Source organism: Chloroflexota bacterium (assembly GCA_016219275.1).
Taxonomy (GTDB): domain Bacteria; phylum Chloroflexota; class Anaerolineae; order UBA4142; family UBA4142; genus JACRBM01.
Genome location: JACRBM010000059.1, coordinates 1 through 20,029, shown reverse-complemented (window position 1 = coordinate 20,029; position 20,029 = coordinate 1). Strand labels below are relative to the sequence as shown.

Here is a 20,029-nt window from a genome sequence, read left to right as displayed (position 1 = left end):
GGGCAAATCAAACCTGAAACGAATCTTGGAGGAGGTTCCCGTGGAAAAATTGAATCTGTTGGTCGTCAAATTGCTTGGTTCGCCGCGACTCATTTGGGTCATCTTGCTCTTGACGCTGATCGCACTTGCGCTTGCCGCTGGTGCGCCGGATGACATTTCCTGCGGCTCATCTGTGTGCTAATCCGTTATGACGCTCTTTGCAATCGTCCTGTTCGCGCTAGGTGCTGGAATCCTGCTTTGGCAAGCGCGTGCTCATCCAACTCATCAATCGTCCACTCTGCCGCCGTTTAGGTTTCTGTTGCTGCCAGTCGTTGGATTGGTTCTTCAGGCAATTGCATTGCGGTGGGCTGGCGGGATAGAACGAACAATCTTGTTCGTTCTATCCCAATGTTTATTGGTCGTTTTCTTTGTTGCGAACCGATCCACGCCGGCTCTTTGGCTCTTGGCGGTCGGTTTCCTGTTGAACCTGTTGCCGATGATATTCAACGGTGGATACATGCCCATCACGCCGGAGGCGATGTCCAAGTTGAATCCGGCGGTCGCGGTTGAGCATTGGCAAAGTGGATTGGTGCGACCTGGCTCAAAAGACATCGTGTTGCCGGCATCCGACGCGCCGTTTTGGTTTCTCGGTGATGTGTTCGTGCTGAGTCGTCCGTTTCCGTTGCCGACGGCTTTTAGTATTGGCGATCTAGTTCTATTGGTGGGCTTTGGCGTTGCCCTCTATCAATTTTCCAAGCCCAAAGGAGTGGTCCATGGTGAATCATCTCGATCTGGAGCGACTGGTTAGCGCCGGCGCGCTGGATCGCAAGTACAGGGAATTGTTGATGCGCGATCCGTTGCGCGCCGCAGAAGGGTACAACTCGGAACGGTTTCATCTGACGCCGGAGGAAAAAGCCGTCCTCTGTCGGATTCATACCGATGACTATCGCGCGTTCGTCAATACGGTTGCGAATTGGATCTTTGAAGAGCGGATGGGATATGGTGCGAGTGAGCGCGACCGTGTGCAGTGTGCACAACGTGGTGTGTAATGTTCGATCCCAAGTTCTACACCGTTACGTCAATTTCACACCTCGTTGAGTCACGTAATGGTGATTCTATGGGGGCTCAAGCAAATCTAGCATACCAAGTCGAGCGCCTGAACGCGTTGCACAACATTGACTTGGCGATCATCTCCAATTCTGATCCATACGTTGTGCTCGGAACGGTGCTGGACCAGATCATTCCGCATCTCAAAGTGGATGCGGCAACAATCCTGCTCCTAAATCCCCAGAGTATGCTCCTTGAGTATGCGGCTGGTCGTGGTTTCCATACCGCCGCGCTTCAGCACACCCATTTACGCGTGGGCGAGGGACATGCTGGACACGCGGTTGCCAAACGACGCATCGTCGCCATTCCCGATCTGGGCGCAGAGGCGGGCGATTTTACGCGTTCTCTGCTGCTGGCGAACGAACGGTTCATCGCGTATCATGCGGTTCCGCTGATTGCCAAAGGCGAAGTGAAAGGCGTGTTAGAACTTTTCCGGCGCGCTTCGTTCACACCGCCGATGGAGTGGTTGGATTCGCTCTACGCGATCGCGACGCAAGCCGCGATCGCGATTGACAATGTGGCGCTGCACAGCGATTTGCAGCGTTCCAATCTCGAACTCGCGCGCGCGTACGATACGACGATTGAAGGTTGGTCGCGCGCGCTCGATTTGCGCGATCGCGAGACAGAGGGACACACCCAGCGCGTGACCGAGATGACGATTCGTTTGGCGCATACCATCGGGATGACCCAGGATCAGCTCAAGTATGTGCGGTGGGGCGCGCTGTTGCACGATATCGGCAAACTGGGAATCTCCGATTGGATTTTGTTCAAGCAAGGACCGCTTACCGAAGAGGAATGGTTGGTCATGCGACAGCATCCGGTCTATGCCAATGACATTCTCTCTCCCATTCCCTTCCTACGCCTTGCTTTGGACATTCCTTATTGTCATCACGAACGATGGGACGGCACAGGATATCCGCGTGGAATGCGCGAAACCCAAATTCCATTGGCGGCACGCGTATTTGCGGTCGTCGATGTGTGGGATGCCTTACGCTCTGACCGACCTTACCGGTCTGCCTGGTCTGAGGCGCAAGTTCAAGATTATTTGCTTGCACAACGCGGCAAGCAGTTCGATCCCAAGATCATTGATACGTTCTTTGCTTTATTGAGTGGAATCGGTTTATTGAGTTGAGCCACACCGATATTTTTGGGGATGGAAACGCGAGGCACCTTCAATCACAAACCTCGCCAGACCGCAATCTGGCGAGGATTGTGATTGAAGGTGCGATGTGCGCGCCCGGAGGGATTCGAACCCCCAACCCTCAGTTCCGAAGGTTCAACGTTCCCAATCCCAGACGCGCCACAGGGCTATGTTTCTGGTGCTTTCGTTGCAGTTCAGCCCGAGAGAACACAGCATAGATGCGTGTCGTTGAGATGTCACGATGTCTCAGCAGATCGGCGAGAGTACTCAAATCGCCGCCGTCAAGAACATATTCTCTCGCAAATCCATGACGAAATGAATGTGCGTTGCATGGTCCTGTAACTCCTGAACGATGTTTCAATCGTCGCAACATTTCTTTTAGTGTGATGTAAGTAAATTCCCCTCCAGTGTTAGATGTAAAAAGATAATCACTCTTCGATTGTCGTACGTCTAACCATGTCTGTATCACTTCCTGAGTTGGTGGCGAGAGGGAGACAAATCCCTCTTGGTTGCCTTTTCCACAAACCAAAACAATCCCATCTTTCAGATTCAAGTTAGACAATCGCATCCCGCACAGTTCGGATGCGCGACATCCCGTGTCCAGCAAGGTAATTAGAATTGCTCGGTCACGGGGTGATAGCGCCGCCGCAAAAAGTTTCCGAAAATCTGGGATGCTAATTCCGCGCGGGATCCGATCCGGCACGCGTGGAATGGTTAGATTCTTTCCCAGGTCAGTCACGAAACGTTCATCACTGACGCACCAGCGAAAGAATTTTTTCAACGTGCGAATGCGTCCACGGATGGTGTACATGGACAATTCGCGTTCGTACATATCCGCGATGAACTCGTGGACCAGTGTTGAATTGATCGGCTGTGTGTCCAAGTGACGATTGAGAAGCGAAAGAACGTAGGCGTAAAAATCAATCGTGCGTGGACTCAGACCAGCCCGTTTACACTCACCCAGGAATGCGGCGATGTGATCAGTAAGCATGATGTGATTTTCTCCTCTACCAAATTTGAGGGGACAAACATTCGTTAGCCGGATTATACCACCTTCACCATAAGGGGTGCACATGAGACAGAATCAGGAAATCATTGACCCGACCGATCTTAAGAAGTACCGGACGGAATTCCCCAACCTCTACGACGACGCCGATTTAACTGTCTACGAATTCCGGTTGCTCATTCACTACAAACGCGTCGGCACATGCTGGGAAGGCATTCGCAAGACCGCGCAGAAATGCCACATGAGCCAAGATAGCGTCATCAAAGCGCGTCGCCAATTGAAAAAAAAGAAGTGGATCTCCGTCGCTTGGAATCAACCTACCGACACCTATCGCATCACGCTGCGCGATGTGTGGATGAAAAATTTCACCACGTATAACGGCGGGGGTGCTCGTGTGGCGAGCAGGGGTGCTCGTGTGGCGAGCAGGGGTGCTCGTGTGACGAGCAGGGGTGCTCGAAATATCGAGCATAAGAAACAACACATTAAGAAAGAACCATTGAAGAAAGAACCATTGAAGAAACAACAACAACAACCCCGCGACGGCAATGCACGCAAAAGCAAACCTGTTGCTGTTGCTGTTTCAAAATCTAAATCACGCAACCCTGGGTTGATTCAGCATTATGCCGAGCGCATGAATGCACACCTGGGAATTGACCTTAGCGTCGCGTGCCAATTGGCGACGCTATCCCACATCACCGACGCGTACTTACGTACCTGGGAGAATTTCGCCGAGTACAACGCCGGTGAAGCGTACCGCACAAACCACGACGAAACTGCCGCGCCCAAAATTCAATTCCTTGGACCAGGCTTCTACGTCAAACACATTCGCGCCGGCGAAAATGCGCCGTGGTCACCACCAACGAAAGGAGATACGACCCAATGACCCAATTCAAGATTTGGACCGATGGCGCGTGCTCAGGCAACCCAGGAGTAGGAGCTTGGGCGGCGATCATCTGCGACGAGAACGACCAGATCATCACCGAGCTGGGGCAAACCGAGGACCGCACGACGAACAACTTGATGGAGTTACGCGCGGCACTCATGGCGCTCAAATTCGTGGACGACGTTGCCGATGTGGTTATCCGCACCGACTCCAACCTCGTAGTCGGTTGGATGCTGGGAACCTACGACCGCAAGAATCACGGATGCCGAGCCATCGCCGACGAGATCGACCGACTCATTCAGCACAAGAATTTATCTGTGGAATGGGTGCACGTGGGCGGACACAGTGGCGACGCGATGAACGAACGCGCCGACAAGAACGCCAAGCGACTCATTCAAGCCAGGAAACGCGAACTGCAATTCCCAGGAACACCACGATGAAACCGGTTACGCTAACTCAATCCTCGTTCGCAAACCTGGGTCAACCGCCCGACGACGCCGGCGAATCGCCGACACCGCCGCCGCTGCGTTCGCCCTACCCCGACGCGGTCCAAATGACCGTCATTCTCAAAAGCCGAAAAAGGGTCAAAAAAGGGGGTTCGCGGAATGCCAAAAAAGCCAAAATACCCTAGTTGCAAAGATAGTTGTGGGGGTTTGAGAGGCACGAAAAAGAGCCGCGAGGCATCCCAGTCCAAAAGAGGGCAAATCGTCGCTCTCACGCGTTTGCCCTCGCCGAAGGAAATTAAGGAGTTGCGGGGAAACTTGGGACTATCTGCGACACAGTTCGGAAAAAAGTTTGGACTCTCACGCTCGACGATTAAAACGTTTGAGGGCGGGAGCAGAAAACCCAATCAGCGATTCACCGAGCAGTTTTGGAAGTTCCGCGATATGACACCCAGGACGAGTGTTCGCTTGATTGCCGATTTTGACCTACCGCCGCTCGTCTACGTCGAGGCGATACCGCACCCCTGTCGCGGACACGGAAACTTTTACCTTTGGGAAAACAAGCGACGCGTTTATTGCAAACAGAATAAGGGCGAATGCCGCAAATTGTGGTTGCGTCAGTTGCGCGCCGATCAAGGGCAACCGCAACCCAGGAAGTCAGGAAAGAGAAATGTCAAAAGTAAGCACGCTCTATCACGTCACGCCAAACACGCTTGACGCGCCGTGCGCCATCTGCGACCGCATACCCAGGTTTTTGTACACCTTGCGCGATGCACTCACCATACCGCCGATCCCGCGATGCTACAGTTGCGCCAACAAGTTTACCCGGCGCATGACGTATCGCAAGACCTTGAAACCCCTTGCCGAGGTCCTTCAGCACATGCTGATTCCGACCAGGCGAGTACATTCATTTCATCGAAAGGAGTTGCATGCTTGACCTACTTATCACGCTTGCCGCCGGATGCGTCGTCATCCTGGGATTCGGCATTCACCATTTTCTTACCCACGCCGGCGAAGACCGGCGATGGACGAAAGGGGAGTAACGATGGAACCGGATTACGAACGAGATCGAGGGCGCGCCGTCGAGTGGGCGCGGAATTTATTAGCCGCGACCGACTGGGTTGTGCTCGATCTTGAAACGACTGGGTTAGCCGACGACGCCCAGCCGGTTGAAATCGCGGTACTCAATCATCGCGGCGAAACCTTGCTGGATACGCGCGTGTGTCCGAGCGTTCCCATCGAGAAAGACGCCACGCGTGTACATGGTATCACGAATGTGAGTCTCAACGATGCGCCGATGCTCCATGATGTGTGGGAACAACTTGCCAACGTGATGCAGGGCAAACGCGTGATTATCTACAATGCCGCCTATGACAAGAGTGTGCTCGAGCAGGCGCGGCAGATTTTCAATTTGCCCGAATTGCCGGCAAGCGGATACGATTGCGCGATGGTCTGGTATGCCCAGTACTATGGACAATGGAACGACTTTTTTCAGTCCTACACGTGGCAACATTTGTCCGGGGGAAAGCACACCGCATTGAGCGATTGCCTGGCAACCTACACCCTAATTCAAGAGATGGCGCAGTACAACAACGGCGAGCGATGGCTTGCCGAGATCGAGCAGGCAACATGACCATACCCTCGCTCAGCCCGAATCGTTTGACGATCATCCCAGGACGCGCCCAGAATGAGGAAAAATGCGGGGGATGCCAACGGACTATCGAAGTCAACCAACCGATGTTTGAAATTTGGAAAGGCAAGGTATTTGAACGACGCCTATGCCAGAACTGCAATGCACGCCGAAAAAAAGGAGAATTGAAATGACCACCAACTTACTCGACGTACGCAAATTCGCTTTTCTGTTCTTGCTCGTTGTGGGAGTGCTACTAACGACTCAATGGGTGCACGGATGGACGACCAATGGAAAGTTCGGGGCAGATGGGCAACCAATCGGAGATTTTGACCATCCCGCGAATGATTGCGGGAACAACTGGTATGCTAAGTTATTCCCGCATCCACTTACAGAGCAAGGTCAATGCCTCGGACAGGTTCGCAAACAAGATATGGACGAGGCACTCCAACGCCGGCTAGAGCAGACCAAGACCGACCCCGGCGACGAGGAAGGACTAATCCAAGCGATGAGCGATACGCTTGACAATATGTGGACGGTGATTCGAGAAATCTTGAGCAAGCCGCACTAACGCACGCCCAGGAAACGACGCGCTTGCCGGAGCAATCCGGCGAGCGCGTTCCCTCTGCCATCTGTCAGACCCAACCCCATACTGATACGAATTGGGATAGACGGACGTTCACCCCGCGCCACCGCCCCCGGTTCATCACGCAAGCCACGCGGCGCAGTATTCGCCGGCGGTTTGACAATCACCATAACAGATAGCACCCCGTACATACTTGGAATGGGGTGAAACTCGACGACACAGCCGCCCCGAATCAAAGCCGCTAGTTCGTCAACCGCATCGAGTATCAAGACTTTCTTCGATTCGTCCCCACTTGCCGAAGGTACCACTGTTTCCATTTCAAACACTCCCCTTGAATGTGTGTGTTAGTGCGATTATAGCACAAGTATTCTACTCCCAGCAAGCCCCCAATTTCTCGCCCCCGCGCCCCTCGCCGGTTTTTTGATTTTCACCTTTTGCGCTGGCGATACTTGCAAGAGGAAAGTATTTACACACCCAGGTTTTTGTTGTGTTTGTTCGGGGGGAAGTCTCCCCCCGGCGGGAACGAGCGAAAAAACAGCAAGGACGCGCTCCGCGCGATTTTCTCATTCTGTTTTTTCTGCGTGTTCCCGCACCCCTCTCTGGCTTGTCCACGTCGCTTTTTCGCCCAGGTTTGACGACTGGGTTTTGCGCTTCTCTCTTTCTAAGGACGTTCTCGCTTGCACTCGAACAATTCATTTTGTTGTGCTTGTTGTTGTGCTTGTTGTTGCTTTTACCAGAAGGGGAAGGTTGGCGGTCGTGGTCAGTGATCGGTTGCCCGCGTGCGGTTGTCTTTCTGGAACGCGCCGGCGTTGCGCCGGACCCCTCGCGTGCGCGTGCCGGGATGCCCCTGGGCTTGGTTCATATCCCGTAGCGTCCCGTGCCATCGCGCATTGCGTTTGTTAAAGTGAACGCAATTATCGCACGGGGCGTCAAGGGTGAAATGAACAAAAAATTTTTAACTTCTAAAATTTTTTGCCCTTGACGCCCCGTGCGAAAACCGAATTGCACTTTAACAAATACGCTTTGCGCGAATAGGCACTCTGGACGAGTCGGGAATTTGAACAGCGGCCCTACGGGGCGTCCGGCTTGCGTGCCGCGAGGTCAGAGGCGCACTAAACCGCCGCGCGTCAGATCGAACAAACCGCACATAGGGCGACCTTTCTGTGCGGGCATCTTGCTTGTGATTGCAAACGCTTACCAGTTAGGCAAGGGGAACGACAGTGTTGACTTGTCCACTGAATCGCGGCAGACCTGGGAAAGCAACAAGCCGAATAAAAAACACGCCCGCGAGTGTTCAAAGCACTCGCAGGCGAAATCACACACACAAGGAGACACCCCGTGTGCAACTCGACTTTACCACAAACCGCAAACGCCGTCAACCTCTGGGATTTGATCGTCTCGATCTATCCCGCGTTGCAGAAACTTACCCGCCGCATCACCTACTATTACGGTTGGGACGACGATCCCGACGATCTCTTGCACGAGCAAATTCTAGTCGCCTACAAACACTTTGTCGGCGATAATCCCCGGTCCCTTGCCGGGTTCATCACCAAGGGCTTGCGTTTCCGGCACTTCGCCAGTTGGCGACACCACAAACGACAGGTCCCGTTTTGCCATTTCACCGACGACCAAGTTGACAGTCTCGCATCCTACACGATTGACGACGATGAGCAAATCAAATGGATGGACGAGCAGTTAGATCAACTCTGCGAAGACATTTTAACCAAGACGAAACTGATCGTCAAGCCAAATTCGGCGACAGCCCAGGGCACGGCGCAACTCCTGGGAATATTTGCCAAGAGCGTGAGACAATCCCAGGGCATCGGCGTCACGGAATACGACGACGCCCCGAATCTCTACCGCGCCAAAGAGACTCACCGCGCCGAGAAAGCCGTCAGGGTCCCACGCCGACAAATCCTTGACCACGCGGCGGCAGAAATGGGGATAAACGCCTACAGCGTCAGTGACCGCTTAGAACATCTCCGCAAAGCCACCCAGCACGTTCTAGCCGAACGATAACAAACAAATCGCCCGGATGCTCGCAAGAGCATCCGGGCATCACAAGGAGATAAAACCATGACCACCGAAGAAACCCGCGCCATCGTCGCCGTCCTGCAAACACTCAACGAAACACCGCAGGGAGGTCCCGAAAGCGCGATCTATCTCGCTCTGGGCGCAGACTTGGATTTGTGGCACACGATCAAAGCCGCCTTGATCGAAACGAACCTAATTGACGAAAATCACAACTGGGTTACAATCACGCCCAATGGCAAGGAAGCGATTGCCCGCATCAATGCCGTGATTGCAAAACACGCAACCGTCACCGTTAAGGAGAGCCAACCATGAACAAGCAAGACGCAATTCAAGATTTGCAAAATCAGGTTTTCCGAATGCGCGACCAGTTTGACAGCAGTTCGGGCGCATTCCTGGGATTTACGCTTGCTTGGGAATCGTTACGTCTCGTGTGGTATGCCGCGCGTGGCGAAAACGACGATGCACGAGGAAAATTCGAGCTGGTGAAACTCGCATTTGAGGACCTGGAAAGGTGGATGATAAACTATTCCCGCGTTCCGCGACCTAGGGACTAGGGGAACGCTCGCCCGGATGCTCTTGCGAGCATCCGGGTTTTTTTTAGTACCGTGTGCCTTCCCTCCCCGACCATCCCCAATTTGTGCCAAAAAAATTTCTGCCACTTAAACTGTAAGTGGCAGATAATTTTTTTCAAAACAAGGTGCGGCACAATCCCCCAAAGATTTGTTAGCATCGTCTAATTTTTTTCTTCGCCGCGGCGAGCTAGGCGCAAATTAGTATCGCCTTACAGCAAGGACAGTTGGACAGAATCCGCAACCTGGGGAGCGCCGCGCGGGTCCGGGATCGTGGGACGTGCAAATATCAGATGGACCGGGCAACCGCATTGCACGCACGTCGCGTGCGCGATCAATTCACCGACGACGCTTGCCGCATCGCCGAGGGGAATCGGCAGATGACAGACACCGCATACTGGGTCTGTGCCAATCCAAATGTGACACGCCAGGTTGGGGTGGTCTTCAATGACGCCGGCATAATGCAAGACCAATTTGCCGGTAATGTCGTTCAGATCGGGACGCTTACAGTTTAACCACATCCCGACGCTCCAACCACGACCGCGCGCAATCGTGACACGCAACCATGCTTTGTTGAGTTTCCACGCGCGACACATCCCAGCCCCACATAAGAATAGAGTACTGATATTGTCCGCACAGACAACAGTATATTTTGACCACACCGCACGGCGGACGACTCAGATCGTCAGCCGTGAGCACCCCCGTTCGATTATTGCACACCTAAAGACCCCCACTTGGCTTTGTGCTCCGCCCACTTTGCCCGAAAGGTAAAGACGTGCTTGCCTTCCCGAGCCATCGCCAGGTTCACATCGAACACACCTCGCACGATCTCGTCTTCGCACAACCGCTGTAGCCGCTCGCGCTCGCGTGTTTCTTCATTCATGAGTGCTTGCCGTTCGACCCAGCATCCACTATCCTTGGTGTGCGAATCCTTGTGCGCCTTCATACCGCGCAGATCAGACAGATCGAAAACAGTCTCGCAGACAAGACACTCCCATTTCCCAGATTCCTCGCGCGTTGCCACGAAACCCAGATCCAACGCGACATGCCCGACGAATCGCACCGGGTCTTCCCAATACGCCCGTGATCTACGCCCACGTCGAGCGTGCAAGTTCGTACTGCTTTCCACGACCGTCGCTAATTGTTCCAACCCGACAGCCTTGTAATCCATCACACACCCCTACCGCTTGGATTCTTCATAGTCCAGGATGAACGCATCGAGCGTCACCCGCGTAATGTTGTACACATTCCAGTCATGCGGAAATTCCCGCCAGAGTGAATACGCCCACACGACCGCTTGCGCTTTACGGTTCCGATATTCCACACCCAAGGCGATCAATTTCGCAAACCGGCGCAATTGCTCAATAACCTGGGTGTGCTCCGGCGGCATGGGCTTGACCGCCAGTGTGCTACGCGGTGACATTGACAAAACGATGGTCCGCCGGTTGCTTGGTCAGATACTTGGACACGTACACGCGCACCGCGTTCGAATCTTTGACCAAGGCGAACGAATTGCGCCCGTAGAGATCGAGCGCGGTTTTCCAAAAGACCGTCAAAATGGCCCGTTCAAATTCGGTGTTCATTGCGCCCAGGCGCATCAAACCATGACAATGATACGAGCCGTTGCGATGTTGCTCCGCGACGATGAACGTCGCGACTTGAATTTTCAACGCCTTGCCGACCTTCTGGACCAACTTCACCGCGCGATCAATCGCCAAGATCGCCGATTGCGCCGGCGAGCGATACGTCAACGTGAACCAACAATCGAACTGGAATTTTTCGAGAAAGCCAGCCCACGCGCCTTGTAACTCGGCCTTTTTGCGCCACGCGTGACCCTCGTCTGTGTTCCACCAATCCGCCGGCACATCGCCGATGTTTACTCTCACTGATTGCCCTCTCTTTCTAGGCGCACCTAGCCGGACAAGGATGTGGCTAGGTGCGCCATCCCCGAAGTTTCCCGACCTGTTTCCCGCATCGCGCGACCGCCAGCGTGATTCTGCCGATCGTCGCGCCGTGGGATTGTACGCGTTTAACCTGTGCATTCCGCACCTACTCCCAGGGCAACCTAGTGCCGCTTGCGTCCTACACGACGACTTGAATTAGTTGACTTGCTTTGGCTTCGCTTCGCTCAGCCCTTTTCTTTACCCAACGGCACAATCGCGCGTGTACGAAATTCGCCGAGTGCCATAGAACGAAAACAACGGCGACCGAAACCGCCATTTGTTGACCTTGCATTTTCGTTTTTCCTGTGCGCGGTGCCTGCGGCGGTTCCCCCGGAGGGAACCCACCGCCGCAGGCACGCGCGCGATTCAGTTGTTTACTATCTCCTTCCCAACAGCCAGAGCACCATTCCCCCGATGGATGCAAACAAGGCCGTGCCCAGAATGATGCTCAAGTACTGTTGAAACACTGACCAGCTCAGCATCGTGTTCATTTGACTGATGACCGAGCTAGAAACGTCGGGAAGTGTCATGACCACCTCGCAAACAGATCAAGAATCGCTCCGACCAGGGTACGCCCCACCGTGACAGATAGCATCAAACCGAGCAGGAGTGCTATACCGCCGACCGTCAGCAACGACTCAAGACTACCTAGTGCGTCAGCACCGGAAAAGTTGATGCCGTAATTCATACGGACCTCTTTCGTTCACGTTACGCGCCGTGTCCGAGTACCGCATTTAGCGGCGACCCAGCACGCGCCCGATCGTAGCAAGCAACTGCGGACCGAGACGGATGCCGATTTTCCAAACGAGAATACCGCCCACGATGGACAAACCCATGAAACCGGCGACGGCGGATTGCAAATCAGCCGCCGAGATCGGCACAGCCGCATCGAAATCGAATGGAACCGGAGTAGGCATCGTTTTCACCTCCTTTCTTTCTGTGGAATGACGAACTGAAAGTACACTATCACGCACGCCGGAGCACGGCGCGTAACGCCGAGAACACGAACGTCCCGCCAATGACCGCCCCAACCAGACCCAGGAGCGTCCCAGGCGCACCGATGGAAAAGAACGCGACCAGCGCCGCTTGAATTTGCGCCTGGGTCAAAGGAATGTTGAACACCATCATTCTCCCACTTGCAAAATACCGCCGAGCAGGACGAACGCCGTCACAAACAGGTACACCGTCAAAGCCCACCACCCCGCATTGATGATAGACAAAGGCATCGAAACTATCACAATGCCCAGTGTGCCAAGCAAGATGCGTTGCTTGCGTTGAAACACGCAGACGAACAACAAGAGAATCAGCACAGCCCACACCGCGCCGGCGGTTAGCGGCGCAGCAGTTTGCAAATCCCAGTAGAAATTGACCCCAGGGATCGGGGTTGGGGTTGGAGTCATTAAGCCATCGCCTTACGCACGTACATCCCAAGCAACATTGCATTGCGCTTGTTAGACGCCAAAAATAACTTTTGCCATTCGTCCGCCGCAAGTTCGTATCCCAGAACGATACCCACGACGAGAGTAAGACCCAGGAAGAATACCAGTTTCATTTTGCCACGATGCGAATATCGTTGACGGCGCAGTACGTTCCGTTCGACACACCTTTGCCGTTGACCCAGATTTCCCGGACGTAATCCACGTTGACCCGCCAGCAACCCGCACCGTCAAACCACATGCCATTGGAAGGGGTTGGCGTTGCCGCCGGCGTCACCACCCCCGGCGTCGCCGTGATCGGCACGTAGACAATCCGCGTCGTCTCATTCGACGTTGCCCCCGACGCGCTCGATCGTGCTTTTGTCGGGACCATCACGAACGGACGCTCGTATACGCGCACATCGCCGGTACAACGGACAGCCGACTCATTGACCCATTGCCCTTGGACCTCGACCATACCGCCCCGTGCCGCCGTCCAGCCGCCGACGCGCAACATGGCGTCGCGCGGAATAATCAACTTGTCGTCGAGCGCAACATCTTGATTCGCCCAGCAGGTCAAATTACCCGTACTCGGATTGACACCGGTGCCGATTGTCTGCACCGCCGACCCAGGGCGCACCGTGCTCGTGGGCGTTACCACCGGCGTTGCCGGAGCCGCAATCGAGCGCACCGTGATCGTCGCGCGAATCGGCGAGGGAATCGGGGTGGCCGGCTTGCCGATCTCCGAGATGCCGCCCATCGGATTGGAAAAGGCTTTCAAAATAAACCACAAGCCGACGAGCACAATCCCAATGACGAACAGCCCAATGAACTTACGCCGCCCTTCAAAACGTTTTTCCGGACGCGTTTGCAATTTTTCCGGCGCGGCCGGAGAATCAGTTTGAGTATTCATGTCATTTCATCATGGGGTCTGCATAGGGCAATTGAGTTGATTCCGCACGTGCCCGCAAGGTAAAGATGCGTCGGGATCCCGAAATTGCCTTGACTTCTTCGGTCAGCACTTCGAGAATACCGCCATCGTCCGCCGGGATAAAGCGGTGATCGTACTTGTTGAAAAGCGTCTCATAGCCCCGAAACAGAAACCACCCTTTCATATTGGAGACGTCGAGCCAATCGTACAGCCACAGCTTGAACAACCAGAGATCGAGCCGCCGCGCGCACGACACTGGGCGCATGCGCCGATCGACCTTGTAAACACTGGGACTGATGAAATAGCTACCCAGTTTGCGAAAGAATGCGCCGTAGCCCCGATACCCTTTGGCGCTTGCCCGCGCATCGGCGAAACTCCAACCCTCGTCCAGGATAACCACCGTGTTGACGCAGGACGGCACATACGGGATAAAATCCTCGTCAATCGGAAAGTTGGCGAACACGCCGCGCACGAGTCCTTGCTCATAGAGCCACCGCGCGAGCGCGACACTCAGCAGGGTCTTGCCGCCGCCCAGGCGACCTTCGAGAGCGAGCAAACGCCAAATGATAAAGTTCTCGATAAAGTCACCGCCGCTGATGAAATCAAACCCCGCTTTAACCACCGGTGAAAATACTCGTGATGAATTTGATCACCCAGTAGAGGCACAGCAGAATGAGGATGCCGAGCATCAACACCCAGGTATCCACGTCGCCGAAAATGAGCATTCTATTTCTCCCCAATGAAACCGTAGTACTTGTGCAAGTACCAACCCAGACACACCGACAACAAGACAATCCCCAATGCCGAGAGATACGTCATCGTAAACATGATGCAAACTCCTACCGACTCCGCAAACGCGTAACCAGAAACACGAACAAGAGCACGCTCGAGGCAATCGAAAGCGACGGAATGAGATCAAACCCGGCAAACGAGAGTTCATCTACCGATACGAGCGGAATGCTCAAACACAGTTCCACATCCGAGAAGACCTGGGTCACTTGAGACGGCAGACACGCCGACATCGAACGGTTGGACATGCCCACGACCGCCACCTGTGGGTTGGTGTTCCCGTTCAGGTTGACCGGAATCATTGGATTTTCAAACGTACTCGGATTGAAATACGGTACCGGCGTTCCCAGGGACACCGCCGAGCGTGCGGCGTTCCCCGAAATCACCGTAGCCCCAGGTAGAGGCGTCGGACCAGGGGTTGACGTTGGTCCAGGAGTTGCCGTTGCCCCCGGTGTTGGCGTGCCCGACGGCGTTGACCCGGTTGTGCCGATCGCCTGCACGTCATCAATGTAAACCGTGCACACATCTACGATACTGGGATGCAACCGGATATAGTGATCGCCAGCCGGCAAGTTCGAGAAATCGGTCTGAAACCAGAGATTCGCTTGAGTGTAGCCGCCCGTCCACATCGTGGTAACCGTGTTCGGATTCGAGACCAAAATCAACTCGATCAGCAAGCCGCAAACTTCGGTCGCTGTGCTCCGACTCATTACCCGCAAAGACCAGGTTTGCGTCGCGTGAACGGCCAGACTATCATAGACGCACGCGTTGCCCGTTGTGTAATCGAACCGCATCGAGCCAGCCGCGCCGTATCCTACCGAACTATCGTACCCGCAATCCGGATCCCCCGGCGTCCAGGGCGCAGTCCAGCCGGTTGCGCTACCGTCAAAGCCGCCGTTGTACGGCGCATCAATCCACGCGCTCGCCTTATGTGTCCCACCGAGAACGATTAGACTTGTCAGCGCCACCAACACCAGGGCTATCTTCACCATGTTGACCAGAACCCCCCTTACGCATCCAAGGCGGCGGTTCATAACCCTTGTCGCCCTTCTCATCGTCGTCGTCGTTGTCATCGTCGCCGTCATCCTCTCCCGCGTGATCTTTGGCATACTTTTCGCCGTCCTTGCCCTTGATTGTCCGCGTCACCATCAAGATACCGCCATCCTTTGCGGTGATCTTCTGGGTGTGCCGCACGACCGTATCCCCGACCGTTTTAGCGGACGCATCCAAAACTCCCTCCAACAACGACAGCCCAATCATGATGACACCCAGGAGTAAAATCCAATTTTGCCCGACCCACCGCGCAACCTGTTTGTCAATCGTGCCGGCATTGATGCCGACGAGTTGACTATCATCAATCATACTGGGTATGCCGGCATGAGGCGTCCGCGTAAGAGTGGGCGTGTTCGTCGCCGCCGGCACATTTGTCGCACTCGGTACAGAGGTCGGGGTATACGTTGGCGTGTTCGTGGGAATCGCCGTAGGCACTCCCGTTGACGTGTTCGTAGGAATCGGGGTGTTTGTTGCCGTAGGAGTCGGCGAACTGGTTGCCGTTGGCGTGTTCGTCGGGGTTGCCGTTGCGGTTGGCGTGTTCGTCAGGGTTGCCGTGTTCGTGGGCGTCGCCGTTGCAACTGCGCCTTGCAAATCCGCATCGTCCGCCGAAATTGTCTGCGAGCCGCACGATTTGAAATAGAACAAAATCGTACCGGCGGCGGCAGTAAAATCATACGTCGCCCACATCGGCGATGAGCTGATCGTTAATTGTTGACCCAGCCCCCCTGCCTGGTCAGAGATGCCAAGCCACATACAGGACGACGCGCCCAAACCTTGGGCGAGCAATCTAAGTTGACCTGTGCCGCCATTCCAAGAAATGGACTGTTGGAGGTATTGCCCGTTGTTCAAGTGGGCGCAGTTCTCATTACCGAGACCCTTGGGGCATTGTGACGCACCAGAGTAAAAACTAATTGTGCCGGTCCCTGTCCAACCAGTCGCGCCGTCAAACGTGCCATTGACCACCACGTTTGCCGCGCTCACCATCGTGACTGATAACCACACAACCACGACCGCGCAGACCAAAGCACGTCGCCATTTCATCGCGGCAACCATCCCAGACCTTGACCGATCAATGCCAGCCCGATCAGCCAAGCCATGATTTTAACCGGCGTCCAGAGTCCCATCGAGATAGTTACTCCCAGGATACGAAAGGAAATGCGGACCGAGGCTTTCATGTGTGCGACGTGGCTTTCGTGAGAATGTGAACCAAATACGCGACGACGAAGACCGCAATCGGCACGCCGATTGTAATTCCAATCGTCAATTGTACTGGTCCCCACGTAACCAGGTCAGCGAACATATTCGTTGGCAGACCGTAATTCGTGCACGTCTCGTTTGAGCCAACCAGACCCGACGACGACGCCATGCACAACAATTGTTGTGCGATCTCACCCGTCCACAAATCACCCATTACCCTACTCCTAAACTTTGCGCGGGGGCGCGCAGTCCTATTTCTTTTTATCGGCCGTCGTGGTTGTCACTTCAGGCGGTCGAGTCGTTGGCGCATTCGAAGCCGGAGGAGTCCAGCGCGCCCCATCACCGGACGCCCCGGCGAAACTACCCGCCAGAGGTTGCACGTCCTTGAGCGTCATCACAACGCCGTCGCCGAATTTCGCTTTTTTGATGCTCGTCACCGTAGCGACGACATCGCTTTTCTTTTCCGGTTGATAACCACCATCGCGCATTTCACCGCGTACCAAGCCCGCTGTTTCGTCATACAGTTCGAGCGAGATCATGTTAATGCGCTCGCCGTTCTGTTGTCCCTTGAAATCCCAGGGCCGTACGTTCATCACCATTCCGCGAATTTGCATTTGTCTGTCTGTTCCTTTCTTTTGTTCACGCGCCCCCGCGCAAAATAAAAAACGCGACAATCTCTTACGAGATCGCCGCGCATTCCTGCTCTAGGCGAAAAAAAATTACTTGTTAGATTCTAAACCAGAGCCGAGCACCTTATGTACTACGCGCACGTCGTTGCGGTCCGCGTTAATATGAACTTCGACAATCAAGGTTCCCACAAAGCCGGGAATCTTCATAAGGCTTTCGATCACTGTCCGGATAAAGGTTAGTGCATTCGCCAAACCCCCTCCCGCTTTCTGCCCCTCTGCAAAAAGCAAACCGCCGCACAAACGTTCGTGCAATGTTAAAATACTATAAGAATGTGATTTTTGTCAAGTACCAATTTGGTCATAGGGCAAAAGTCAAGATTTCCTTACTTTTATCCTATTCTTCCACACACGCCAAACACAGCACCCAATCCGTCTCAAAATTTCCTGTTCCCAGGTTCGCGGTTGAGGAACGGCATATAGTTTGATGTAGGCACATCCTCCATTGGGCAGCGTATTCAAATATTTTTTTGATGGTGCGCAGCATTTCCGGCGTGGGCATGATCACACGCCAGCGATCTTTCTTCTCGTCCCAGGTTTTGATCGCGCCGCGCTCAAAATCGGTCTCAAGGGCTTGTTTTTTCATGTCTTATCTTGTTCGATAATAAGACAATGGAGCGCAAAAGTCAATGATTTCGGGGTAAAAGCGCCCCAGGATGACCCAGTTTTGTCCTATTTGGTGTGTTACATTAAGTAGTGGCAGGGATCATTCTAGCTGATGGTAACCTAGGATTAGTGAACAGTAGAGTATTAGCAAATTAGTCAGTTTAACGGGGCGGCGGATCAGCCGCGAGGTCGAGCCGCGAAGCGAGCGAGACCGAGTCGGCTGCATCCGCGTGTTCGATGGCGCGCAGCGCCGAGAACAGCGGATGGTAATCCGCCGCCCCGTTCGAGCGGCGCGAAGCGTCCGCCCGAACTATGTCTTATGCGGAAGAATTTCCGCATAAGATGCCAAACGGGGGTTTATACAGACGAGTTCGCCACCACCACCACCGACGATTGCTCAAGCTCGATGCTTCGTGAGACGCAGGTAGTTTGCATCCAATGCCAATTAGGACAGAGATTCTTGACCGGGAATCAATTGTCTGTTTCTAACAACTGTCCAAGACGTTGGGCTAGTGGAGGTACATGTGTTTGAATCGTTTGCCAAAGCAATTCGTCATCCACAGCATCATAGCCGTGAATGATCCGATTTCGCATCCCCACGATTCGGCGCAATTCAGGAATCAACGTGGACAACTCGGAGTCTTCGATTTCAGCTTGATTCAGCGCTTCGCCAATGATTTCAAACTGTCGCTCGACCGCCGAACGGACCATGAGGTTTTGTTCGTACTCGGCGAACGTGCGGTTTACCACAAATGACTGAATGGCGCGACAGGCGTTCAGCGCATCAAGCAAGCGTTTTTTTACTGTCGTCTTCATAAATCACCTGGGCAGTCCGTTCAACTTCAGCGCGGAAGTAGGGATTGCGTATCGCGCGCTTGGTCAGAACATCCACTGGACGCTTGAAGAGATTTTCGAGCGCTTCCGCAAAATCGAAATAACGGTCGGGGTAATCCACGGCTCGAGTATCAGCGAACTCAGCGATAAAATCCAGGTCGCTCGTTGCGGGCACGAACGCACCGGTCGCCGCCGAACCAAACAGTTGTAATTGACGGACGCGGTATCGGCGGCACAACTCGGCCAATGCCGAATGCTGTTGCTCAATTTCACGGATCATTCCAACGCTCCTTATCTGTTCCACTGATTGTATTCTACCCCAGGAAATTCATAATGACAAGAGCCGATAAAAACAAAAAGCGATTCTGAAAAATCAGGAATCGCTTGCGAGAGTCATCGACCGTCTCGGAAAAGTGATTTTTCGCATGTCTTAACCCCGACGACTACCTTTCAATCCACGCTCCCAGTGAAGGGAGCGACGCGACGCCCTTTTGCGTTTGCGGTCGCGTGACGTTTCAATCCACGCTCCCCATGTGAGGAGCGACTCTCGTTCCAGTTCAAGTGCTCCATCGCGTACGCGTTTCAATCCACGCTCCCCATGTGAGGAGCGACATCGGGATTGCCTTAGCCGAGATGATGGGAAAATGTTTCAATCCACGCTCCCCATGTGAGGAGCGACAGTTCCTTGCTCGGTGGCTTCACCTTGTCCGGCTGTTTCAATCCACGCTCCCCATGTGAGGAGCGACCATTCTGGAGCGCCGTTCCTCCAGACGTGACCTTGTTTCAATCCACGCTCCCCATGTGAGGAGCGACGAGCCGACCACCTTGACCCCGCGCTCGGTCAGCGGTTTCAATCCACGCTCCCCATGTGAGGAGCGACCGACGAGCAGCTTGCCGCAATCGAACGATTCGTTGTTTCAATCCACGCTCCCCATGTGAGGAGCGACCCTCGCCAGCGATGGGACAAACCGTTTTTAATCAGTTTCAATCCACGCTCCCCATGTGAGGAGCGACTCGAGAAACGAGAACTCACGAAACACAAGCGTCGTTTCAATCCACGCTCCCCATGTGAGGAGCGACGCACGCGCGTGGGTGCGCTGGCGCCCAGCGCAGATGTTTCAATCCACGCTCCCCATGTGAGGAGCGACGTGGGGCTAATATCACTGACGTGAGGTCACAATGTTTCAATCCACGCTC

The 20,029-nt window shown here is 54.3% G+C and carries 32 protein-coding genes, 1 pseudogene and 1 CRISPR repeat array; of the genes and pseudogenes, 12 read left to right on the top strand and 21 right to left on the bottom strand.

Annotation, left to right across the window (positions count from 1 at the left end):
- Positions 1–40: 40 nt before the first annotated feature.
- The 4 genes from HY868_16775 to HY868_16760 all read left to right on the top strand — a co-directional run bounded on the left by HY868_16775 (position 41) and on the right by HY868_16760 (position 2,218).
- A complete protein-coding gene (locus HY868_16775) occupies positions 41–181 on the top strand; it encodes a hypothetical protein (protein ID MBI5303792.1) in 141 nt (46 codons plus the stop codon).
- 6 nt (positions 182–187) lie between these two features.
- Positions 188–787, top strand: a complete 600-nt coding sequence (locus tag HY868_16770) for a DUF5317 domain-containing protein (protein MBI5303791.1) — start codon at positions 188–190, stop codon at positions 785–787.
- The gene (locus HY868_16765; GenBank protein ID MBI5303790.1) at positions 753–1,028 is read left to right on the top strand and encodes a hypothetical protein; all 276 of its coding nucleotides are present in this window, start codon (positions 753–755) and stop codon (positions 1,026–1,028) included. The genes HY868_16770 and HY868_16765 overlap by 35 nt, the downstream gene beginning before the upstream one ends.
- 68 nt (positions 1,029–1,096) lie before the next feature.
- Positions 1,097–2,218, top strand: coding sequence for an HD domain-containing protein (locus HY868_16760; protein ID MBI5303789.1), 1,122 nt, complete (start codon positions 1,097–1,099; stop codon positions 2,216–2,218).
- Between the two features lie 130 nt (positions 2,219–2,348).
- On the opposite strand, the gene HY868_16755 is transcribed toward HY868_16760, so the two are convergent.
- Positions 2,349–3,218 carry a tyrosine-type recombinase/integrase gene (locus HY868_16755; GenBank protein ID MBI5303788.1) on the bottom strand — a complete coding sequence of 290 codons (870 nt, stop codon included), beginning with the start codon at positions 3,216–3,218 and terminating at the stop codon, positions 2,349–2,351.
- Positions 3,219–3,300: 82 nt separating this feature from the next.
- Between HY868_16755 and HY868_16750 the strand changes: the two genes are divergently transcribed.
- The 6 genes from HY868_16750 (at position 3,301) to HY868_16725 (ending at position 6,760) form a co-directional block, all read left to right on the top strand.
- A complete protein-coding gene (locus HY868_16750; protein ID MBI5303787.1) occupies positions 3,301–4,116 on the top strand; it encodes a hypothetical protein in 816 nt (271 codons plus the stop codon).
- A complete protein-coding gene (locus tag HY868_16745; GenBank protein ID MBI5303786.1) occupies positions 4,113–4,556 on the top strand; it encodes a ribonuclease HI in 444 nt (147 codons plus the stop codon). Before HY868_16750 ends, HY868_16745 begins: the two co-directional genes overlap by 4 nt.
- Complete coding sequence (locus tag HY868_16740; protein ID MBI5303785.1) at positions 4,553–4,747, top strand: hypothetical protein; 195 nt, start codon at positions 4,553–4,555, stop codon at positions 4,745–4,747. Before HY868_16745 ends, HY868_16740 begins: the two co-directional genes overlap by 4 nt.
- A gap of 482 nt (positions 4,748–5,229) precedes the next feature.
- Positions 5,230–5,496: a hypothetical protein gene (locus HY868_16735; protein MBI5303784.1), complete on the top strand. Its 267-nt coding sequence runs from the start codon at positions 5,230–5,232 to the stop codon at positions 5,494–5,496.
- 108 nt (positions 5,497–5,604) lie between these two features.
- Positions 5,605–6,192, top strand: coding sequence for a 3'-5' exonuclease (locus HY868_16730; GenBank protein ID MBI5303783.1), 588 nt, complete (start codon positions 5,605–5,607; stop codon positions 6,190–6,192).
- Positions 6,193–6,379: 187 nt separating this feature from the next.
- Entirely contained in the window at positions 6,380–6,760 is a 381-nt protein-coding gene (locus tag HY868_16725) for a hypothetical protein (protein ID MBI5303782.1), read from the top strand.
- On the opposite strand, the gene HY868_16720 is transcribed toward HY868_16725, so the two are convergent.
- Positions 6,757–7,092, bottom strand: coding sequence for a hypothetical protein (locus HY868_16720; GenBank protein ID MBI5303781.1), 336 nt, complete (start codon positions 7,090–7,092; stop codon positions 6,757–6,759). The two genes, HY868_16725 and HY868_16720, sit on opposite strands and share 4 nt — an antisense overlap.
- Positions 7,093–8,113: 1,021 nt before the next feature.
- Between HY868_16720 and HY868_16715 the strand changes: the two genes are divergently transcribed.
- Both HY868_16715 and HY868_16710 read left to right on the top strand, forming a co-directional pair.
- Positions 8,114–8,794 (top strand): hypothetical protein, encoded by a 681-nt coding sequence (locus HY868_16715; protein ID MBI5303780.1) that lies wholly within the window; start codon positions 8,114–8,116, stop codon positions 8,792–8,794.
- A gap of 57 nt (positions 8,795–8,851) precedes the next feature.
- Entirely contained in the window at positions 8,852–9,121 is a 270-nt protein-coding gene (locus HY868_16710; GenBank protein ID MBI5303779.1) for a hypothetical protein, read from the top strand.
- Positions 9,122–9,590: 469 nt separating this feature from the next.
- On the opposite strand, the gene HY868_16705 is transcribed toward HY868_16710, so the two are convergent.
- From HY868_16705 to HY868_16615, 19 genes and pseudogenes are all read right to left on the bottom strand, one after another.
- Complete coding sequence (locus HY868_16705) at positions 9,591–9,899, bottom strand: hypothetical protein (protein MBI5303778.1); 309 nt, start codon at positions 9,897–9,899, stop codon at positions 9,591–9,593.
- 188 nt (positions 9,900–10,087) lie between these two features.
- Positions 10,088–10,549: a hypothetical protein gene (locus tag HY868_16700; protein ID MBI5303777.1), complete on the bottom strand. Its 462-nt coding sequence runs from the start codon at positions 10,547–10,549 to the stop codon at positions 10,088–10,090.
- A gap of 9 nt (positions 10,550–10,558) precedes the next feature.
- Positions 10,559–10,801 (bottom strand): hypothetical protein, encoded by a 243-nt coding sequence (locus tag HY868_16695; protein ID MBI5303776.1) that lies wholly within the window; start codon positions 10,799–10,801, stop codon positions 10,559–10,561.
- A complete protein-coding gene (locus HY868_16690) occupies positions 10,788–11,264 on the bottom strand; it encodes a hypothetical protein (protein ID MBI5303775.1) in 477 nt (158 codons plus the stop codon). Before HY868_16690 ends, HY868_16695 begins: the two co-directional genes overlap by 14 nt.
- 583 nt (positions 11,265–11,847) lie before the next feature.
- A complete protein-coding gene (locus HY868_16685; GenBank protein MBI5303774.1) occupies positions 11,848–12,009 on the bottom strand; it encodes a hypothetical protein in 162 nt (53 codons plus the stop codon).
- A 46-nt stretch (positions 12,010–12,055) separates the two neighbouring features.
- Complete coding sequence (locus HY868_16680) at positions 12,056–12,238, bottom strand: hypothetical protein (protein MBI5303773.1); 183 nt, start codon at positions 12,236–12,238, stop codon at positions 12,056–12,058.
- A 49-nt stretch (positions 12,239–12,287) separates the two neighbouring features.
- Complete coding sequence (locus tag HY868_16675; protein ID MBI5303772.1) at positions 12,288–12,443, bottom strand: hypothetical protein; 156 nt, start codon at positions 12,441–12,443, stop codon at positions 12,288–12,290.
- A 2-nt stretch (positions 12,444–12,445) separates the two neighbouring features.
- Positions 12,446–12,721, bottom strand: a complete 276-nt coding sequence (locus HY868_16670; protein MBI5303771.1) for a hypothetical protein — start codon at positions 12,719–12,721, stop codon at positions 12,446–12,448.
- On the bottom strand, positions 12,721–12,873 hold the full coding sequence (locus tag HY868_16665; GenBank protein ID MBI5303770.1) for a hypothetical protein: 153 nt from the start codon (positions 12,871–12,873) through the stop codon (positions 12,721–12,723). The genes HY868_16670 and HY868_16665 overlap by 1 nt, the downstream gene beginning before the upstream one ends.
- Positions 12,870–13,649: a hypothetical protein gene (locus tag HY868_16660; protein ID MBI5303769.1), complete on the bottom strand. Its 780-nt coding sequence runs from the start codon at positions 13,647–13,649 to the stop codon at positions 12,870–12,872. Before HY868_16660 ends, HY868_16665 begins: the two co-directional genes overlap by 4 nt.
- 1 nt (position 13,650) lies before the next feature.
- Positions 13,651–14,289, bottom strand: a complete 639-nt coding sequence (locus HY868_16655) for a hypothetical protein (GenBank protein ID MBI5303768.1) — start codon at positions 14,287–14,289, stop codon at positions 13,651–13,653.
- Between the two features lie 217 nt (positions 14,290–14,506).
- Positions 14,507–15,448, bottom strand: a complete 942-nt coding sequence (locus HY868_16650) for a hypothetical protein (protein MBI5303767.1) — start codon at positions 15,446–15,448, stop codon at positions 14,507–14,509.
- Between the two features lie 388 nt (positions 15,449–15,836).
- Positions 15,837–16,085, bottom strand: a pseudogene (locus HY868_16645) (pilus assembly protein TadE).
- A 461-nt stretch (positions 16,086–16,546) separates the two neighbouring features.
- Complete coding sequence (locus tag HY868_16640; GenBank protein ID MBI5303766.1) at positions 16,547–16,684, bottom strand: hypothetical protein; 138 nt, start codon at positions 16,682–16,684, stop codon at positions 16,547–16,549.
- Positions 16,681–16,920 carry a hypothetical protein gene (locus tag HY868_16635; GenBank protein ID MBI5303765.1) on the bottom strand — a complete coding sequence of 80 codons (240 nt, stop codon included), beginning with the start codon at positions 16,918–16,920 and terminating at the stop codon, positions 16,681–16,683. The genes HY868_16640 and HY868_16635 overlap by 4 nt, the downstream gene beginning before the upstream one ends.
- 37 nt (positions 16,921–16,957) lie before the next feature.
- A complete protein-coding gene (locus tag HY868_16630; protein MBI5303764.1) occupies positions 16,958–17,299 on the bottom strand; it encodes a hypothetical protein in 342 nt (113 codons plus the stop codon).
- A gap of 430 nt (positions 17,300–17,729) precedes the next feature.
- Positions 17,730–17,978, bottom strand: a complete 249-nt coding sequence (locus tag HY868_16625) for a hypothetical protein (protein ID MBI5303763.1) — start codon at positions 17,976–17,978, stop codon at positions 17,730–17,732.
- 491 nt (positions 17,979–18,469) lie between these two features.
- Positions 18,470–18,814, bottom strand: coding sequence for a DUF86 domain-containing protein (locus HY868_16620; GenBank protein ID MBI5303762.1), 345 nt, complete (start codon positions 18,812–18,814; stop codon positions 18,470–18,472).
- Entirely contained in the window at positions 18,783–19,112 is a 330-nt protein-coding gene (locus tag HY868_16615) for a nucleotidyltransferase domain-containing protein (GenBank protein ID MBI5303761.1), read from the bottom strand. Before HY868_16615 ends, HY868_16620 begins: the two co-directional genes overlap by 32 nt.
- A 167-nt stretch (positions 19,113–19,279) precedes the next feature.
- Positions 19,280–19,980: direct repeats of the CRISPR family, unit length 33 nt; unit sequence GTTTCAATCCACGCTCCCCATGTGAGGAGCGAC.
- Positions 19,981–20,029 lie beyond the last annotated feature (49 nt).

Bases quoted from the DNA above. Each gene is read 5' to 3' on its own strand.
- HY868_16770 (MBI5303791.1), top strand. From the start codon at position 188: ATGACGCTCTTTGCAATCGTCCTGTTCGCGCTAGGTGCTGGAATCCTG.
- HY868_16765 (MBI5303790.1), top strand. From the start codon at position 753: ATGGTGAATCATCTCGATCTGGAGCGACTGGTTAGCGCCGGCGCGCTG.
- HY868_16760 (MBI5303789.1), top strand. From the start codon at position 1,097: ATGGGGGCTCAAGCAAATCTAGCATACCAAGTCGAGCGCCTGAACGCG.
- HY868_16755 (MBI5303788.1), bottom strand. From the start codon at position 3,218: ATGCTTACTGATCACATCGCCGCATTCCTGGGTGAGTGTAAACGGGCT.
- HY868_16750 (MBI5303787.1), top strand. From the start codon at position 3,301: ATGAGACAGAATCAGGAAATCATTGACCCGACCGATCTTAAGAAGTAC.
- HY868_16745 (MBI5303786.1), top strand. From the start codon at position 4,113: ATGACCCAATTCAAGATTTGGACCGATGGCGCGTGCTCAGGCAACCCA.
- HY868_16740 (MBI5303785.1), top strand. From the start codon at position 4,553: ATGAAACCGGTTACGCTAACTCAATCCTCGTTCGCAAACCTGGGTCAA.
- HY868_16735 (MBI5303784.1), top strand. From the start codon at position 5,230: ATGTCAAAAGTAAGCACGCTCTATCACGTCACGCCAAACACGCTTGAC.
- HY868_16730 (MBI5303783.1), top strand. From the start codon at position 5,605: ATGGAACCGGATTACGAACGAGATCGAGGGCGCGCCGTCGAGTGGGCG.
- HY868_16725 (MBI5303782.1), top strand. From the start codon at position 6,380: ATGACCACCAACTTACTCGACGTACGCAAATTCGCTTTTCTGTTCTTG.
- HY868_16720 (MBI5303781.1), bottom strand. From the start codon at position 7,092: ATGGAAACAGTGGTACCTTCGGCAAGTGGGGACGAATCGAAGAAAGTC.
- HY868_16710 (MBI5303779.1), top strand. From the start codon at position 8,852: ATGACCACCGAAGAAACCCGCGCCATCGTCGCCGTCCTGCAAACACTC.
- HY868_16705 (MBI5303778.1), bottom strand. From the start codon at position 9,899: ATGTGGTTAAACTGTAAGCGTCCCGATCTGAACGACATTACCGGCAAA.
- HY868_16700 (MBI5303777.1), bottom strand. From the start codon at position 10,549: ATGGATTACAAGGCTGTCGGGTTGGAACAATTAGCGACGGTCGTGGAA.
- HY868_16695 (MBI5303776.1), bottom strand. From the start codon at position 10,801: ATGTCACCGCGTAGCACACTGGCGGTCAAGCCCATGCCGCCGGAGCAC.
- HY868_16685 (MBI5303774.1), bottom strand. From the start codon at position 12,009: ATGAATTACGGCATCAACTTTTCCGGTGCTGACGCACTAGGTAGTCTT.
- HY868_16680 (MBI5303773.1), bottom strand. From the start codon at position 12,238: ATGCCTACTCCGGTTCCATTCGATTTCGATGCGGCTGTGCCGATCTCG.
- HY868_16670 (MBI5303771.1), bottom strand. From the start codon at position 12,721: ATGACTCCAACCCCAACCCCGATCCCTGGGGTCAATTTCTACTGGGAT.
- HY868_16665 (MBI5303770.1), bottom strand. From the start codon at position 12,873: ATGAAACTGGTATTCTTCCTGGGTCTTACTCTCGTCGTGGGTATCGTT.
- HY868_16660 (MBI5303769.1), bottom strand. From the start codon at position 13,649: ATGAATACTCAAACTGATTCTCCGGCCGCGCCGGAAAAATTGCAAACG.
- HY868_16650 (MBI5303767.1), bottom strand. From the start codon at position 15,448: ATGGTGAAGATAGCCCTGGTGTTGGTGGCGCTGACAAGTCTAATCGTT.
- HY868_16640 (MBI5303766.1), bottom strand. From the start codon at position 16,684: ATGAAAGCCTCGGTCCGCATTTCCTTTCGTATCCTGGGAGTAACTATC.
- HY868_16635 (MBI5303765.1), bottom strand. From the start codon at position 16,920: ATGGGTGATTTGTGGACGGGTGAGATCGCACAACAATTGTTGTGCATG.
- HY868_16630 (MBI5303764.1), bottom strand. From the start codon at position 17,299: ATGAACGTACGGCCCTGGGATTTCAAGGGACAACAGAACGGCGAGCGC.
- HY868_16625 (MBI5303763.1), bottom strand. From the start codon at position 17,978: ATGAAAAAACAAGCCCTTGAGACCGATTTTGAGCGCGGCGCGATCAAA.
- HY868_16620 (MBI5303762.1), bottom strand. From the start codon at position 18,814: ATGAAGACGACAGTAAAAAAACGCTTGCTTGATGCGCTGAACGCCTGT.
- HY868_16615 (MBI5303761.1), bottom strand. From the start codon at position 19,112: ATGATCCGTGAAATTGAGCAACAGCATTCGGCATTGGCCGAGTTGTGC.